13 protein-coding genes are annotated in these 13,855 nt (G+C 68.5%); 9 read left to right on the plus strand and 4 right to left on the minus strand.

All coding sequences use genetic code 11. The features are described 5' to 3' along the window. Positions 1-139 precede the first annotated feature (139 nt). Positions 140-1,300 carry an FUSC family protein gene (locus IE307_RS11360; RefSeq protein ID WP_191297870.1) on the plus strand — a complete coding sequence of 387 codons (1,161 nt, stop codon included), beginning with the start codon at positions 140-142 and terminating at the stop codon, positions 1,298-1,300. Positions 1,301-1,459: 159 nt separating this feature from the next. On the opposite strand, the gene IE307_RS11365 is transcribed toward IE307_RS11360, so the two are convergent. Together IE307_RS11365 and IE307_RS11370 are read right to left on the minus strand one after the other, a co-directional pair. Then, complete coding sequence (locus IE307_RS11365) at positions 1,460-2,089, minus strand: HNH endonuclease family protein (protein WP_191297871.1); 630 nt, start codon at positions 2,087-2,089, stop codon at positions 1,460-1,462. Positions 2,090-2,193: 104 nt separating this feature from the next. Further along, positions 2,194-2,802 (minus strand): hypothetical protein, encoded by a 609-nt coding sequence (locus tag IE307_RS11370; RefSeq protein WP_229904621.1) that lies wholly within the window; start codon positions 2,800-2,802, stop codon positions 2,194-2,196. A 110-nt stretch (positions 2,803-2,912) separates the two neighbouring features. On the opposite strand from IE307_RS11370, the gene IE307_RS11375 reads away from it, so the two are divergent. The 5 genes from IE307_RS11375 (at position 2,913) to IE307_RS11395 (ending at position 7,907) form a co-directional block, all read left to right on the plus strand. Next, positions 2,913-4,202, plus strand: a complete 1,290-nt coding sequence (locus IE307_RS11375) for an adenylosuccinate synthase (protein WP_191297873.1) — start codon at positions 2,913-2,915, stop codon at positions 4,200-4,202. Between the two features lie 130 nt (positions 4,203-4,332). Beyond that, a complete protein-coding gene (locus tag IE307_RS11380) occupies positions 4,333-5,142 on the plus strand; it encodes an ABC transporter permease (RefSeq protein ID WP_191297874.1) in 810 nt (269 codons plus the stop codon). Next, complete coding sequence (locus IE307_RS11385) at positions 5,127-5,828, plus strand: ABC transporter ATP-binding protein (RefSeq protein WP_191297875.1); 702 nt, start codon at positions 5,127-5,129, stop codon at positions 5,826-5,828. The genes IE307_RS11380 and IE307_RS11385 overlap by 16 nt, the downstream gene beginning before the upstream one ends. Continuing rightward, complete coding sequence (locus tag IE307_RS11390; RefSeq protein WP_229904622.1) at positions 5,812-6,786, plus strand: ABC transporter substrate-binding protein; 975 nt, start codon at positions 5,812-5,814, stop codon at positions 6,784-6,786. Before IE307_RS11385 ends, IE307_RS11390 begins: the two co-directional genes overlap by 17 nt. Next, positions 6,783-7,907, plus strand: a complete 1,125-nt coding sequence (locus tag IE307_RS11395; protein WP_191297876.1) for an LLM class flavin-dependent oxidoreductase — start codon at positions 6,783-6,785, stop codon at positions 7,905-7,907. Before IE307_RS11390 ends, IE307_RS11395 begins: the two co-directional genes overlap by 4 nt. On the opposite strand, the gene IE307_RS11400 is transcribed toward IE307_RS11395, so the two are convergent. Together IE307_RS11400 and IE307_RS11405 are read right to left on the minus strand one after the other, a co-directional pair. After that, positions 7,897-8,979, minus strand: a complete 1,083-nt coding sequence (locus IE307_RS11400) for a glycerophosphodiester phosphodiesterase (protein WP_191297877.1) — start codon at positions 8,977-8,979, stop codon at positions 7,897-7,899. The genes IE307_RS11395 and IE307_RS11400 overlap by 11 nt on opposite strands. A 66-nt stretch (positions 8,980-9,045) precedes the next feature. Then, complete coding sequence (locus IE307_RS11405; protein WP_191297878.1) at positions 9,046-10,593, minus strand: Na+/H+ antiporter; 1,548 nt, start codon at positions 10,591-10,593, stop codon at positions 9,046-9,048. A gap of 28 nt (positions 10,594-10,621) precedes the next feature. Here IE307_RS11405 and IE307_RS11410 point away from each other — a divergent pair, with 28 nt between their 5' ends. The 3 genes from IE307_RS11410 to IE307_RS11420 all read left to right on the plus strand — a co-directional run bounded on the left by IE307_RS11410 (position 10,622) and on the right by IE307_RS11420 (position 13,851). Next, positions 10,622-10,882: a UBP-type zinc finger domain-containing protein gene (locus tag IE307_RS11410; RefSeq protein WP_191297879.1), complete on the plus strand. Its 261-nt coding sequence runs from the start codon at positions 10,622-10,624 to the stop codon at positions 10,880-10,882. A 112-nt stretch (positions 10,883-10,994) separates the two neighbouring features. Then, positions 10,995-12,884 (plus strand): TRAP transporter permease, encoded by a 1,890-nt coding sequence (locus tag IE307_RS11415; RefSeq protein ID WP_191298351.1) that lies wholly within the window; start codon positions 10,995-10,997, stop codon positions 12,882-12,884. Then, on the plus strand, positions 12,871-13,851 hold the full coding sequence (locus IE307_RS11420) for a TAXI family TRAP transporter solute-binding subunit (protein WP_229904623.1): 981 nt from the start codon (positions 12,871-12,873) through the stop codon (positions 13,849-13,851). The genes IE307_RS11415 and IE307_RS11420 overlap by 14 nt, the downstream gene beginning before the upstream one ends. Positions 13,852-13,855 lie beyond the last annotated feature (4 nt).

A 13,855-nucleotide genomic window follows, 5' to 3' on the forward strand; every position in this document is an offset into this window, starting at 1 on the left:
CCCGCCCCACCCGGCCCCGGTGGTTCTGTGAGGTTCCTTGCCCCTGGGCAAGGAAATGCCACCCTGCCGGTTGTGACTGGTGGCCGTTGCCCCAAGACTGGCGGCGGACAAGCGGACGACCAAGTGGGTGGAGTGCGGCGTGGGTGCGGTCGGGGAAGCGGTCGGGCGGGGGCTGGCGCGGTGGCGCGGGGCCGCGTTGCCGATCGTCCAATGTGCCCTGTCCGCTGGTCTTGCGTGGCTGGTGGCGACCCTCGTCATCGGGCACCTGCACCCGTTCTTCGCGCCCATTGCTGCTGTGGTGAGCCTGGGGGTGTCGCTGGGGCAGCGGTTGCGGCGGGTCGGGGAGCTCGTCGTCGGCGTGTCGGTCGGGGTGGGGGTCGGGGACGCGCTGATCAGTTGGATCGGGAGTGGGCCCTGGCAGATCGCGTTGGTCGTGGCGTTGGCGATGTCGGCGGCCGTGCTGCTGGACGGTGGGTCGGTCATCGCGTTGCAGGCCGGGAGCAGTGCGGTGCTGGTGGCCACGTTGTTGCCGCCCAGTGCCGGGGGTGGGTTCGACCGGATGATCGACGCGTTGACCGGTGGTCTTGTCGGGTTGGCCGTGGCGGCGTTGATCCCGGCCAATCCCGTGACGGTGGCGCAGCGGCAGCTCAAGGCGTTGACGAACACGCTGAGCCTTGCCCTGAGGAACATCGCCGAGGCGCTGGACGAGAAGGACGCGGTCAAGGCCGCCGGGGTGTTGGCCGAGCTCAGGACCAGTCAGACGGCCATCGACGACTACAAGGCGGCGTTGCAGACCGGTAGTGAGATCGCGAAGATCGCGCCCATCCGGTGGCGGTCGAAGGACGAGCTCCGCAGGTACCAGACGGCTGCGGGGCCGGTGGACTACGCGATTCGGAACACGCGGGTGCTCGCGCGGCGGACGATGGCGGCTCTCAAGGCGGACGAGCGGATTCCGGACGGGGTGCCGGGTGTGCTCAAGGAGTACGCGGACGCCGTGGACTGCCTGAAGGGCGAGTTGGAGAAGGGCAAGGAGCCCAAGCAGACGAGGGAGGCCGTGCGGGACGCCGCGCGGGCTCTCACCGCGCGGCGTCTCGGCGGGGACGGGTTCTCGTCCAAGGTGGTGCTGGCGCAGATCCGCAGTGTCGCGGTGGACCTGCTGCAGGCGACGGGGCTGAGTCGGAGTGAGGCGATGGAGGCGTTGCCGCCGCTCAGCCCTCCGGCCGGTTCAAAAGACCCACTAGAAGCGAGTGAACCTGCTCGTGATCGCGAGGATCGGTCAGGACGCACGCAGCGCCCGTGATCGCGTACCACTCCTCCGCGCCCTCGTAGCGGACCAGTGCGCGGAGCTTCCCGTCGTCGGAGAGGTTCGTGCACAGTTCCAGGTCTCCGGTGACGACGCCGACCTCGTCGGTCATCACGCCACCGGGGCCTGCCACGAAAAGCGTGGAGAGGGACGCCATCAGCACCTTCCGAGCATGCCCGTCAGTTCGGTCTTCTCCGCCGAGTTCACGCTGAGGCTCCAGCGGTACTTGGTGTGTACCCACATCTTTGCGTAAGTGCACCAGTAGGACGTCAGCGGCGGCTTCCAGGTGGCGGGGGTCTGGTCGCCCTTCGCCTGGTTCACGTTGTCGGTGACGGCGATCAGCTGCGGGCCCGACATGTCGTTCGCGAACGACTGGCGCTGCGCGGTGCTCCAGGACGCCGCTCCTGACCTCCAGGCGGCCGCCAGGGGCACGATGTGGTCGATGTCCACGTCGGACGCCGCGGACCACGTCGCGCCGTCGTAGGGCGAGAACCAGCGGCCCGAGGTGGCGGCGCAGGCGGAGTCCGTCACGACGTTGGTGCCGTCGCGCTTCAGCACGGCCTCGCGGGTGTTGCACGTACCCGACTGGGTGATCCAGTGCGGGAACTTGTCGCGCGAATAGCCCGTCATCGAGCCGTCCGCGCGGACGGTGAGGCCGGCCAGTTCCGACTTGGCGGTGGCGGCGGAGGGGATGTTCGGCGGTGTCGCGAGTGCAGGGGAAACAAGACCAAAGGTGATCGCCGCGGTGGCAACGAGAACACCAATGGTCCGGTTAACTTTTGACATCGGCCCGACCTTCCTTGTTGGAAAGTGATCGGGCCTACCCTCAGTCACGCTATGAAATTAAGCAATGCCTTCGAGTGACACTCAAGTGAATGACAAGCGCATGACTAAACGCCTCGGACGAGCCTCAGGTCCTCGGTGTGGCGGTACCAGGTCCACTTGTCCATCGGACGAGGGTGCTTGTGACCGTCCTGGACGACCGTCGTGGGCAGGCAGCCGAGCTGGAACGCGCGCGGGCGGCTCTCCCGGACCTTGGAGCCGAGCAGGCGCTTGTTGACGATCCGGATCCGGAGCCCGAGGCCACCGTCGGGGTCGGGCGTGCACTCGATCCGCGACGCCTGACCGCGCAGCACGTTGTCCGCGTCGCTGTACCCGACGCCACGAACCGGTGACAACACGCCGAGACCCACCAGCACTCCGCCGACGTCGTCGCGGACGAGCGGAACGGGATCCACGTCACCGTTCAGGGCGACGTCCAGGGCGCGGCCGGGATCGGTCGAAAGGCCCCAGAGAGCGGCGACGGACGAATCGGCGACGGGCACGTAACCCAGTGCCACCGAGCCCAGCTTTTCCTTGCGCAGCAACCTCAACGCCACCGCGGCGAGGTCGGCGTCGGTGCCCACGACGACGAGCCGGGGAGCGTCCAGATGTTGATCTACGTGGTCCTTGCCGGGGCGTGCCGGGACGGCCACCACGTCGTCACGTTGAGCGATCATTGGCGACTGCGTGTTTCCGCAGGCCAACACGATTCCGCGCACGGTCATCTCCTGGTCTACCCTCACTTACCGGCATTCGCTCGAACCAGTCCAAGTGCTTGGAGTTTCACATGCCGGCCGTCGTGCTGATCGGTGCCCAGTGGGGCGATGAGGGCAAGGGCAAGGCCACCGACATCCTCGGTGAGCGTGTCCAGTGGATCGTTCGCTACCAGGGCGGCAACAACGCGGGTCACACCGTCGTCCTCCCGGACGGTCAGAAGTTCGCCCTCCACCTCATCCCCTCCGGCATCCTCACGCCCGGCGTGAAGAACGTGATCGGCAACGGTGTCGTGGTCGACCCCGGCGTGCTGCTCACGGAGCTCGCGGGCCTGGAGGAGAAGGGCGTCGACACCAGCGGGCTGCTGATCTCGTCGGACGCGCACTTGATCATGCCGTACCACGTGGCCATCGACAAGGTGACCGAGCGCTACCTCGGCAAGGCGAAGATCGGCACGACCGGTCGGGGCATCGGGCCCGCCTACCAGGACAAGCTCGCCCGCGTCGGCGTCCGCGTGCAGGACCTGCTGGACGAGAAGATCCTGCGCCAGAAGGTCGAGGCGGCCCTGGACTTCAAGAACCAGGTGCTGGTCAAGGTCTACAACCGCAAGGCGCTCGACGCGGACCAGGTCGTCGACCAGGTCCTCGAGCACGGCCAGCACTTCGTGCACCGCATCGCGGACACGCGCCTGCTGCTCAACCAGGCCCTCGACCGCGACGAGATCGTCGTGCTGGAGGGCTCGCAGGGCACCCTGCTCGACGTCGACCACGGCACCTACCCGTTCGTCACGTCCTCGAACCCGACGAGTGGTGGCGCGACGGTCGGCTCCGGTGTCGGCCCGACGCGCATCAGCACGGTGATCGGCATCCTGAAGGCCTACACGACCCGCGTCGGCTCCGGTCCTTTCCCGACGGAGCTCAACGACGACCAGGGCGAGTACCTGCGCAAGCAGGGCGGCGAGTTCGGTGTCACCACCGGGCGCTCGCGCCGCACCGGCTGGTTCGACGCCGTGATCGCCCGGTACGCCTCGCGCGTCAACGGCATCACCGACTACTTCCTCACCAAGCTCGACGTGCTCTCCGGCCTCGAGAGGGTGCCGGTCTGCGTCGCGTACGAAGTGGACGGTCGCCGCGTCGACGAGATGCCGATGACCCAGACCGACGTGCACCACGCCGTACCGGTCTACGAGGAGCTGCCGGGCTGGTTCGAGGACATCTCGCACTGCCGCTCGTTCGACGAGCTGCCGGCCAACGCCAAGGCGTACGTCGAGTACCTCGAGAGCATCATCGGCGCCCGCGTCTCCGCGATCGGCGTCGGCCCGGGCCGCGACCAGACGATCGTGCGCCACGACGTCCTCGGCTAAATAGCACACGCTGGTGGGTGGTTTCCGGATTCTGGGAAACCACCCACTTCCGATTAGCTCGAAGTACGACGCTTTTTCAGGATCTGGGCGTCGTTGACTCTCCTGTCCCACTCGCCTGTACTTCCTGCCTATGACCTTGTCCATAGCAGGCGTAGCCGCGCGGCCGAAATCCGTGCCGCCGAAACAGGCGCGAAAACTGAAGCTGCCACTGCGCTGGATCAGCCCGATCGCGCTGGTCCTGCTGTGGCAACTGGCCAGCTCAACGGGTGTGCTGTCACCCGACAAACTCGCTTCTCCCGTCACGATCGCCGAATCCGCCGGTGAGCTCATCGCGGACGGCCAATTGGGCGATGCGTTCGCCGTTTCGATCACGCGCGTTTTCTTCGGATTTCTTCTCGGTGGTCTGGTCGGCGTTGTTCTGGGACTCGCCTCCGGCCTTTCCCGGTGGGGCGAGACGTTGCTCGACCCGCCCGTCCAGATGCTGCGCACGCTCCCGCACCTCGGCCTGATCCCGCTGTTCATCCTGTGGTTCGGGATCGGCGAGGAACCCAAGCTCGCGCTGGTCGCGTCCGGTGTCGCCTTCCCGCTGTACCTCAACCTGCACGCGGGCATCCGGCAGACCGATCCCGGCCTGGTCGAGGCGGCGAAGGTGCTCGGCTACAGCCGGTTCGAACGGATCGTGCACGTCGTGCTGCCCTCCGCCGTGCCGCAGACCCTGGTGGGACTGCGGATCGCGTTCGGCACCGCGTGGCTGTCGCTGATCGTCGCCGAGCAGATCAACGCCGACGCCGGCCTCGGCTTCCTGATCAACAACGCCCGTGAGTTCCTCCGCACCGACGTCGTGGTCGTCGGCCTCGTGGTCTACGCGCTGCTCGGCCTGACGACGGACGCCCTGGTGCGGTTGCTGGAGAGGAGGGTCCTGCGGTGGCAAAAGCGGTGAGCGTGCGCGGCCTGACCAAGGCCTTCGGCCCCCGGACGGTGCTGGACGGCATCGACCTGGAGGTCGAGCCGGGCGAGTTCGTGGCGTTGCTCGGACGCAGCGGCTGCGGCAAGTCGACGTTGCTGCGGATCCTCGCCGGCCTGGACCGCGAGGTGCAGGGCCGGGCGGAGGTCCCCGGCACGGTGTCGATCGCGTTCCAGCAGCCGCGCCTGCTGCCGTGGCGCAAGGTCTGGAAGAACATCGCACTGGGCCTGCACAGGCCGGACGGGCGCGCGGTCGCGCTGAAGGCGCTGGAGGAAGTGCGGCTGACCGACCACGCCGACGCGTGGCCGCTGACGTTGTCCGGCGGTGAGGCGCAACGGGTCTCGCTCGCACGGGCGCTGGTCCGCGAGCCGGACGTGCTGCTGCTGGACGAGCCGTTCGGCGCGCTCGACGCGTTGACCAGGCTCGCCATGCACCACCTGGTGGAAGACCTGTGGATCAGGCACAAGCCCGCCGTGCTGCTCGTGACGCACGACGTCGACGAGGCGCTGCTGCTGGCCGACCGGATCCTCGTGCTCGACGAGGGCCGGATCGTCGCCACGCACCACGTCGACCTGCCCCGCCCGCGTCGCCGGGCATCCGTTGTGGAGCAACGCACCCGCGTGCTCGCCGATCTGGGAGTGGACGTTGAAGAAGCTGCCTAATCGAAAGCTCCTGGCCCTTCTCGCCGCGATCATCTTCACGACCGGGTGCTCGGCGGGAGGCGGCTCGACCGACACGCCCGCAGGCGACGTCGTGCTCAAGGTCGGCGACCAGAAGGGCGGCGCGAAGGCACTGCTCACGGCCGCCGGTCTGCTGAACGACTTCCCCTACAAGCTCGAGTGGTCCACGTTCACCTCCGGCCCGCCGCTGCTCGAGGCCGCGTCCGCCGGAGCCATCGACATCGGGGGTGTGGGCAACACACCCCCGATCTTCGCCGCGGCCGCCAACGCCAAGATCGCCGCGATCGGCGCGTCCAAGGGACAGGTCGAGGCCGACGCGATCCTGGTGCCGGAGAGCTCGCCGCTGCAGAAGGTCACCGACCTCAGGGGCAAGAACATCGCGGTCGCCAAGGGCAGTTCTGCGCACGGCCAGGTGCTGCTCACGTTGCGCGCCAACGGGTTGTCGACCAAGGACGTCACGCTGAACTTCCTGCAGCCCTCCGACGCCTACGGCGCGTTCACGCAGGGCAAGGTCGACGCGTGGGCTGTCTGGGACCCGTACACGGCGCAGGCGCAGCAGGAGGCCAAGGCGCGCGTGCTGACCACCGGTGAGGGCAAGTCGAACGGGTACGGCTTCCAGGTCGCGGGCCGCAAGGCGTTGGACGACAAGGGGAAGAACCCGGCGCTCAAGGAGTACCTGATCCGCTACTACAAGGCCCAGAAGTGGGCCGACACGCACCGCGAGGAGTGGGCGAAGGCGTGGGCGGCGGAGACCGGCCTGAAGTACGAGGTCGCGCTCGCCGCGGTGAACCGCAACGGCGACCTGCCGGTGAAGATCGACGACACGCTGATCAAGTCCGAGCAGGAGCTCGCGGACGCGTTCACCGAGGAGAAGACGTTGCCGACCAAGGTCGACTTCGCGAAGTTCGTCGACACGAGGTTCCAGGGAGATCTCGCATGAGCATCACGCTGCACTGGTTCCTGCCGACCTCCGGTGACGGCCGCACGGTCGTGGAGCACTTCCACGCCAACCGCGCGCCTGCCGCCGGGGCACGTCGTGAGCCGGACATCGACTACCTGGCCCAGATCGCGCGCACGGCCGAGCAGGTCGGGTTCACCGGCGTGCTCACGCCGACCGGCACGTGGTGCGAGGACGCCTGGCTGACCACGGCCGCGTTGATCGCGCAGACGAAGACGCTGAAGTTCCTCGTGGCGTTCCGGCCGGGCGTGCTCTCGCCGACGCTGGCCGCGCAGATGGCCTCGACGTACCAGCGGATCTCACGCGGGCGGCTGCTGCTGAACGTGGTGACCGGCGGTGATTCCGTTGAGCAGCAACGGTTCGGCGACTGGCTCGACAAGGACCAGCGGTACGCGCGCACCGACGAGTTCCTCCAGGTCGTGCGCGGCATCTGGACCGGCAAGCCGTTCTCGTTCCACGGCGACCACTACCAAGTGCAGGACGCGGCGGTGCTGGCCGCGCCGGACCCGATCCCGCCGATCTACTTCGGCGGTTCGTCCGACGCCGCGCTGCCGGTGGCGGCGGCGAGGGCCGACGTCTACCTGACCTGGGGCGAACCGCCTCAAGACGTGGCGGAGAAGATCGCGCGGGTGCGGGCGCTGACGGACCGGCCGATCCGGTTCGGCATCCGGCTGCACACGATCAGCCGCGACACCTCCGCGGAGGCGTGGGCGGCGGCCGAGAAGCTGCTCGACGCGCTGGACCCGGCGGCGGTGGCGCAGGCACAGGCGCAGCTGGGCGCGTCGGAGTCCGTTGGCCAGCAACGGATGCTGGCGCTGCACGGCGGCGACCTCAGCCGTGGCGTGCGGGGCCTGGAGATCTATCCGAACCTGTGGGCGGGCGTCGGCCTCGTGCGCGGTGGCGCGGGAACGGCGTTGGTGGGCTCGCATTCCGAGGTCGCGGACCTCATCGAGGAGTACCACTCCATCGGCATCGACGAGTTCGTGCTCTCCGGTTACCCGCACCTGGAAGAGGCCTACTGGTTCGGTGAGGGCGTGCGGCCCCTGCTCAAGCAGCGAGGTCTGCTCGACGGGGACCGCACGCTCGCACTGGCTAGCGCTTGACCTTGGCCTCGACGGCCGTGTCGGGGTTGTCCGCGAACACGCCGTCGATGCCCTGCTTGAAGAACAGGTCGTACTCCTCGAAGGCCCGGCCGTACGCGGCCGGGTCGGTCGAGGACCGGAAGTCCGCCGGCAGGAACGAGTTCTCGTTGCGGAACGTCCACGAGTGCACGATCAGGCCGACCTTGTGGGCATCCTTCACGACCGTGGTCGGCGCCTTCAGGAAACCGCCTGCGTCACGCGGGATGATGATGTCCTTGGTGAGGCCGACGCCGTCCGCGTACGACCGCACCTCGCGCAGACCGGCCGGGGTGACCAGGTCGGCGTAGGTGCGCTTGTCCCCGGCCGCGATGAAGTCGTACGGCGCGCCGGAGGCGTTGACCAGCTGCACGATCGGCACGCGCAGCGACCGGTTGAGCTCCTTGAGGTTCGCGACCTCGAACGACTGCACGAAGACCTTGGCGCTGCTCCGGTTGAGGCCGTTGCGGTTCAGGGTGTCGACGAGCTTCGGCTCCAGCGCGAGACCGATCGACTGGAAGTACGTCGGGTGCTTGGTCTCCGGGTAGATGCCGATCTCGCGGTGCAGCTCGCGGGACAGGCGCTTGGAGAGGTCGATGACCTCCTGCAGCGTCGGGATCTCGAAGCGGCCGTCGTAGAGCGTGTTGCGCGGGCGGATCGCGGGGATGCGTTCCTTGGCGCGCAACGTCTTCAGCTCGGCGAGGGTGAAGTCCTCGGTGAACCAGCCGGTGACGGCGACGCCGTCGATGGTCTTGGTCTTCTTGCGGTCGGCGAACTGGGTCTTGTCGGCGACGTTCGTCGTGCCGCCGATCTCGTTCTCGTGCCGGGCGACCAGCTTGCCGTCCTTGGTCGGCACCAGGTCGGGCTCGATGAAGTCCGCGCCCATCCGTGCCGCGAGCTCGTACGCCGCGAGCGTGTGCTCGGGCCGGTACGCCGACGCGCCGCGGTGCCCGATGACGATCGGGCCCTTGTCGTCGTGCGCGGAGGCGGAGGGCAGGGACGCCACCACCGCACCCGCGAACACGAGGACCACGGCGGCTAGACCTCTCCGAAGCATCGTTCGACCTCCCGTTTGTGTTGAGAGCGGAACCCAAGCATCGCAACACGAAATGCAGGTGAACGGTTACTCACGGGAGAGTGCGGCTTCCTCCAGGTCCAGTTCGCGCAGCACCCGGAACAGCACCTCGTCGTCGATCTCGCCCTTGTCCCTGGCCTTGACGAACTCGTCACGTTCGGCGCTCAGCATCACCCGGCGCAGCCTGCGGTACGCGGCCGCCGGGCTCTCCTGCTCCTGCCTCCCGAGCCGTTCCCACGCGGCGTTGCCCCGCTGCTCGGCGAGCGTGCGCAGCTGGTCGCGCACGTGGTCGGGGACGTCGGAGATCTCCTCGTCGAGCCTCGTGACCGCCGCCTGGGCGGCCCGGTGCTGCACCTGCGCCTCGGCCAGCGCGTCCTGACGGGCGTCGTCGCTCTCGAAACCGATCTTGTTGATGACCCACGGCAACGTCAGGCCCTGCAGCAGCAGGGTCGCGACCGTGACGACGAACGCGCAGAACAGGATGATGTCGCGGCCGGGGACGTTCGTCGGGACGGCGGCCGCCGCGGCCAGCGTCACCACGCCCCGCATGCCGGCCCACGCGATCACCGTCACCTGGCCCAGGTGCGGCGGGCGTTCCCGCTCGCGCACGCGTTTGGACAGGTAGCGCGGGATGTAGGTGGCCGGGTACATCCAGACGAACCGGGCGAGGATCGCCGCGAGCAGCACGGCTCCGGCCCCCAGCAACAGGGCCGCGTTCAGGTCGACGTCCCGGATGATCGCCGACACCTGCAGGCCGATGAGCGCGAAGACGAACGCCTCCAGCAGCGCGTCCAGCGACCGCCACACCGCCGCGTCCTGCAGCCGCGTCATGTACTTGCCGCGCGGCGAGTGGTGGCCGATGTACAGGCCCGCGACGACGACGGCGAGCACACCGGACACGTGCGCGACCTCTTCGGCGATCAGGTAGGCGCCGAACGGCACCAGCAGCCCGAGCGCGCTCTCCAGCACGCCCTCGCAGAGCCGCCTGCGCAGGAACCTGACCACCACGCCCACGACCAGCCCGACCGCGATGCCGCCCGCCGTGACCAGCAGGAACAGCCCGACACCCTCGACGGGGTGCATGGCGGCGCCCGCAGCGGCCGCCACCGCGACCTTGAACGCCGTCAGCGCCGTGGCGTCGTTGATCAGGCTCTCGCCGACCAGCAACGTCATCGCCCGCCGCTGCAGACCGAGCTTCCGCCCGATCGCGACGGCCGCGACGGCGTCCGGCGGAGCCACCACGGCGCCCAGGACCAGCGCCGCCGCGAACGGCAGGTCCGGGAAGACCAGCTTCGCCGTCACCCCGACCACCAGCGTCGTGAACAGCACCAGCCCGACCGCGAGCAGGCCGATCGGCCGCAGGTTCGCCCGGATGTTGAGGTACGAGCTGTCCAGCGCGGCGCTGTAGAGCAGCGGCGGCAGCACCACCAGCAGGATCAGGTGGGGATCGAGCTCGAACTCCGGCACGCCGGGTATGAACGAGACCACCAGGCCGACGGCGACCAGCACCAGTGGTGCCGACCAGTTGAGCCGGCGCGCGATGGCAGTGACGACCAACGCACCGAGGAGCAGCAGCAGGAGTTCAGGCCCGACCATGCGCTCATTCTGCGTAATGATGGAAGCCATGACCTGTTCGCACGTGGCGACCCTGCCCCGGACCGTGCCACCGGAGTCGGCCCAGGACTGCGTGGACTGCCTCGCTCTGGGTGAGCGCAACTGGGCTCACCTGCGGATGTGCCTGTCCTGCGGGCACGTGGCGTGTTGCGACTCGAGCCCTCACCGGCACGCGACGGCGCACTTCGGAGCGTCCCAGCATCCGGTCATGCGCTCGTTCGAGCCCGGCGAGAACTGGCGCTGGTGCTATGTGGACAGTGCCGTCGTCTGAGTCTTTGCAGTCCCTTTGCATTGATCCCCTGGGGCTGTGACAGCCCCCACAGTACGGTCGGTCCGTGGCCAACCCGGACCTCGCCCGCATCGTCGCGGAGCACGACGAGGAGATGCCGTCGCGTTCGCTCTCACCCAGGTGGGAGCGGACGCTGTGGATCGCCGGTCTGCTGATCGCGTTCCTGGTCCTCAAACAGGTGTTCTTCCCGTTCGCCAAAGGAAGCCAGTACTACCTGATCATCTTCCTGGCGGTGACGCTGCCGCTGGTGTTCCTCGCGTACGGCCGCGGGCACACACCGCCCTGGTGGGACTGGGTGCTGGCAGGCCTCGCGTTCGTCGTCGGCGCGTACCCGCTGTTCGGCGGCTACGACGAGTTCCTGAACCGCCAGGGTCAGCTCACGACGCTCGACGTGATCGCCGGTTCGGTGCTGCTGGTGCTGATCCTGGAGGCCTGCCGGCGCACGACCGGCTGGGTGCTCCCGGTGGTCTGCCTCGCGTTCATCGCCTACGCCTACTACGGCGGGTTCCTGCCGCCGTCGTGGTCGGTCTCGCACTCCGGCGTCGACTTCCCGCAGATCATCAACGGGTTCTTCAACGACGGCAGCGGGTTCTACGGCACACCGCTGGACGTGGCGGCGACCTACATCGTGCTGTTCACGATCTACGGCGCCGTGCTGAACGCGTTCGGTGCCGGCAAGTTCTTCGTCGACATCAGCTTCGCCGCGTTCCGGAAGTCGCGGACGGCTCCCGGCCGCACCGCCGCCACCGCCGGTTTCCTGCTCGGCACGGTGTCCGGATCCGGTACGGCGACGACCGTGTCGCTGGGCGCCGTGACGTGGCCGATGCTGCAGAAGGCCGGATACCCCAAGGAGAACGCGGGCGGGCTGCTCGCGGCGTCCGGCATCGGCGCGATCCTGTCGCCGCCCACGCTGGGCGCGGCGGCGTTCATCATCGCCGAGTACCTGGAGGTCTCGTACCTGTCGGTGCTGGTCTGGGCGATCATCCCGACGCTGCTCTACTACCTGGGCATCGCGCTGGCCGTCGAAGCGGACGCGCGGCGTTTCGGGGCCAGGCCGGTCGACGTGGACGCGCCTCGCTTCTTCGACGTGCTGAAGCTCGGCTGGTACCACTTCCTGTCGCTCGGGATCATCATCGTCTTCCTGGCGCTGGACATCCCGGTCTACAAGGCCGTCGTGTACGCGACGGGCGTGGCCGCGCTGTTCGCGTTGATCAACCACCGGCGTGAGTGGCTGCGGCTGATCGCGGACGCGCTGTCCGTCGGCGTGCGCTCGGCGTTCCCGGTGATCGCGGTGTGCGCGGCGGCCGGCGTGGTGACCTCGACGATCACGAAGACCGGGCTGGGGCAAGCGCTTGCGGGGTCGTTGGTGGACCTCGCCTCGCTGCTGACGTCCGAACCCGTCGTGGTGCTGATGCTGACGGCGGTCCTCGCGGCCGTGGCGGTGTCGGTGCTCGGGCTCGCGGTGCCGGTGACGGCGTCGTTCATCATCTCGTGGGTCGTGATCGGGCCGGCGTTGATCACGCTGGGCGTCGAGCCGGCCGAGACCGCGATGTTCATCTTCTACTACGCGGTGCTGTCCGAGGTGACTCCGCCCACGGCCCTCGCGGCCGTCGCGGCGGCGGCGCTGACCGGCGGCGACGTGATGAAGACCATGTGGCAGACGTGGAAGTACACGCTGCCCGCGTTCCTCGTGCCGCTGGCGTTCGTGCTGACCGACGCCGGTTCCGCACTGCTGCTGCGCGGGCCGTTGCTGGACTCGGTGTGGGCGTTCGGGGCGTCCGCCCTGGGAGTCGCCGCTCTCGCCGTGCTGACGGGCGGCTGGTTGTTCGGTCCCGCGCGCTGGCCGGAACGGGCCCTGTGCGCGGTGGCCGCGTTGTTCCTGCTCTACCTGCAGCCGTTGACGATCGCCATCGGGGCCGGATTCCTCGTGGTGGCCGTGGCGGTACACCTGGTGACCCGTGGGAGGGTTCGTGAAGCTGCATAAGTACGCGATCGGTGCGATCGCTTTGGCGCTCGTGGTGTCCGGGTGTGGTGGCAAGCGCACACCCACCACTCCCGACGCCGGCGGCTCTCAAGCGTCCTGCGAGGCGTCCGACGGCCGGATCACGATCGCGACCGGCAACTCCGGTGGCGTGTACTTCGTGGTCGGCGGCGGCCTCGCGAAGCTGATCTCCGACAACTCGAAGCTGAAGGCGTCGTCCGCCGAGACCGGCGCGTCGGTGCAGAACATCCAGCAGCTCGTCGCCGGCACGTACGACATCGCGTTCTCGCTGGCGGACACCGCCGCGGACGCCGTCAACGGCACGGGCGCGTTCAACGGCAAGAAGGAGAAGATCGCGGCGCTGACGCGGATCTACCCGAACTACACGCAGGTGCTCGTCCGGGCGGACTCCGGCATCAACTCCGTGGCGGACATGAAGGGCAAGCGGATCTCGACCGGCTCGCCGAAGTCCGGCACCGAGGTCATCGCGGGACGCCTGCTGAAGACGGCGGGTCTCAACATCGACTCCGACGTGCAGGCGCAGCGCCTCGACCTGACCAAGACCGCGGACGGCATGAAGGACGGCAGCATCGACGGCCTGATCTGGTCGGGCGGGCTGCCGACGCCGCAGATCACCGACATCACGACGTCGCTGAAGGACCGGGTCAAGTTCATCGACATCACCCCGCAGCTGCCGGAGATGAAGAAGATCAGCCCTGTGTACGACACGGCGCCGATCCCGGCGGCGACCTACGGGGTCGCCGAGGTTCCCACGATCGTGGTGCCGAACCTGCTGCTCGTCCGCGAGGACTTCGCCGCCAACAACGCCTGCGCCGTCACCAAGCTGATCTTCGACAAGAAGGCTGACCTGGAGAAGGTCCACCCGGCCGTGAAGGACATCGCGAAGGACAAGGCGTCGGCCTCCGACCCCGTTCCGCTGCACCCTGGGGCGAAGCAGGCGCTGGGCTGAACTA

Origin of the sequence: Lentzea cavernae, assembly GCF_014653695.1 — a bacterium.
Classification (GTDB): domain Bacteria; phylum Actinomycetota; class Actinomycetes; order Mycobacteriales; family Pseudonocardiaceae; genus Lentzea; species Lentzea cavernae.

Bases quoted from the DNA above. Each gene is read 5' to 3' on its own strand.
- IE307_RS11365 (WP_191297871.1), bottom strand. From the start codon at position 2,089: ATGTCAAAAGTTAACCGGACCATTGGTGTTCTCGTTGCCACCGCGGCG.
- IE307_RS11395 (WP_191297876.1), top strand. From the start codon at position 6,783: ATGAGCATCACGCTGCACTGGTTCCTGCCGACCTCCGGTGACGGCCGC.
- IE307_RS11375 (WP_191297873.1), top strand. From the start codon at position 2,913: ATGCCGGCCGTCGTGCTGATCGGTGCCCAGTGGGGCGATGAGGGCAAG.
- IE307_RS11370 (WP_229904621.1), bottom strand. From the start codon at position 2,802: ATGATCGCTCAACGTGACGACGTGGTGGCCGTCCCGGCACGCCCCGGC.
- IE307_RS11405 (WP_191297878.1), bottom strand. From the start codon at position 10,593: ATGGTCGGGCCTGAACTCCTGCTGCTGCTCCTCGGTGCGTTGGTCGTC.
- IE307_RS11415 (WP_191298351.1), top strand. From the start codon at position 10,995: ATGCCGTCGCGTTCGCTCTCACCCAGGTGGGAGCGGACGCTGTGGATC.
- IE307_RS11380 (WP_191297874.1), top strand. From the start codon at position 4,333: ATGACCTTGTCCATAGCAGGCGTAGCCGCGCGGCCGAAATCCGTGCCG.
- IE307_RS11410 (WP_191297879.1), top strand. From the start codon at position 10,622: ATGACCTGTTCGCACGTGGCGACCCTGCCCCGGACCGTGCCACCGGAG.
- IE307_RS11400 (WP_191297877.1), bottom strand. From the start codon at position 8,979: ATGCTTCGGAGAGGTCTAGCCGCCGTGGTCCTCGTGTTCGCGGGTGCG.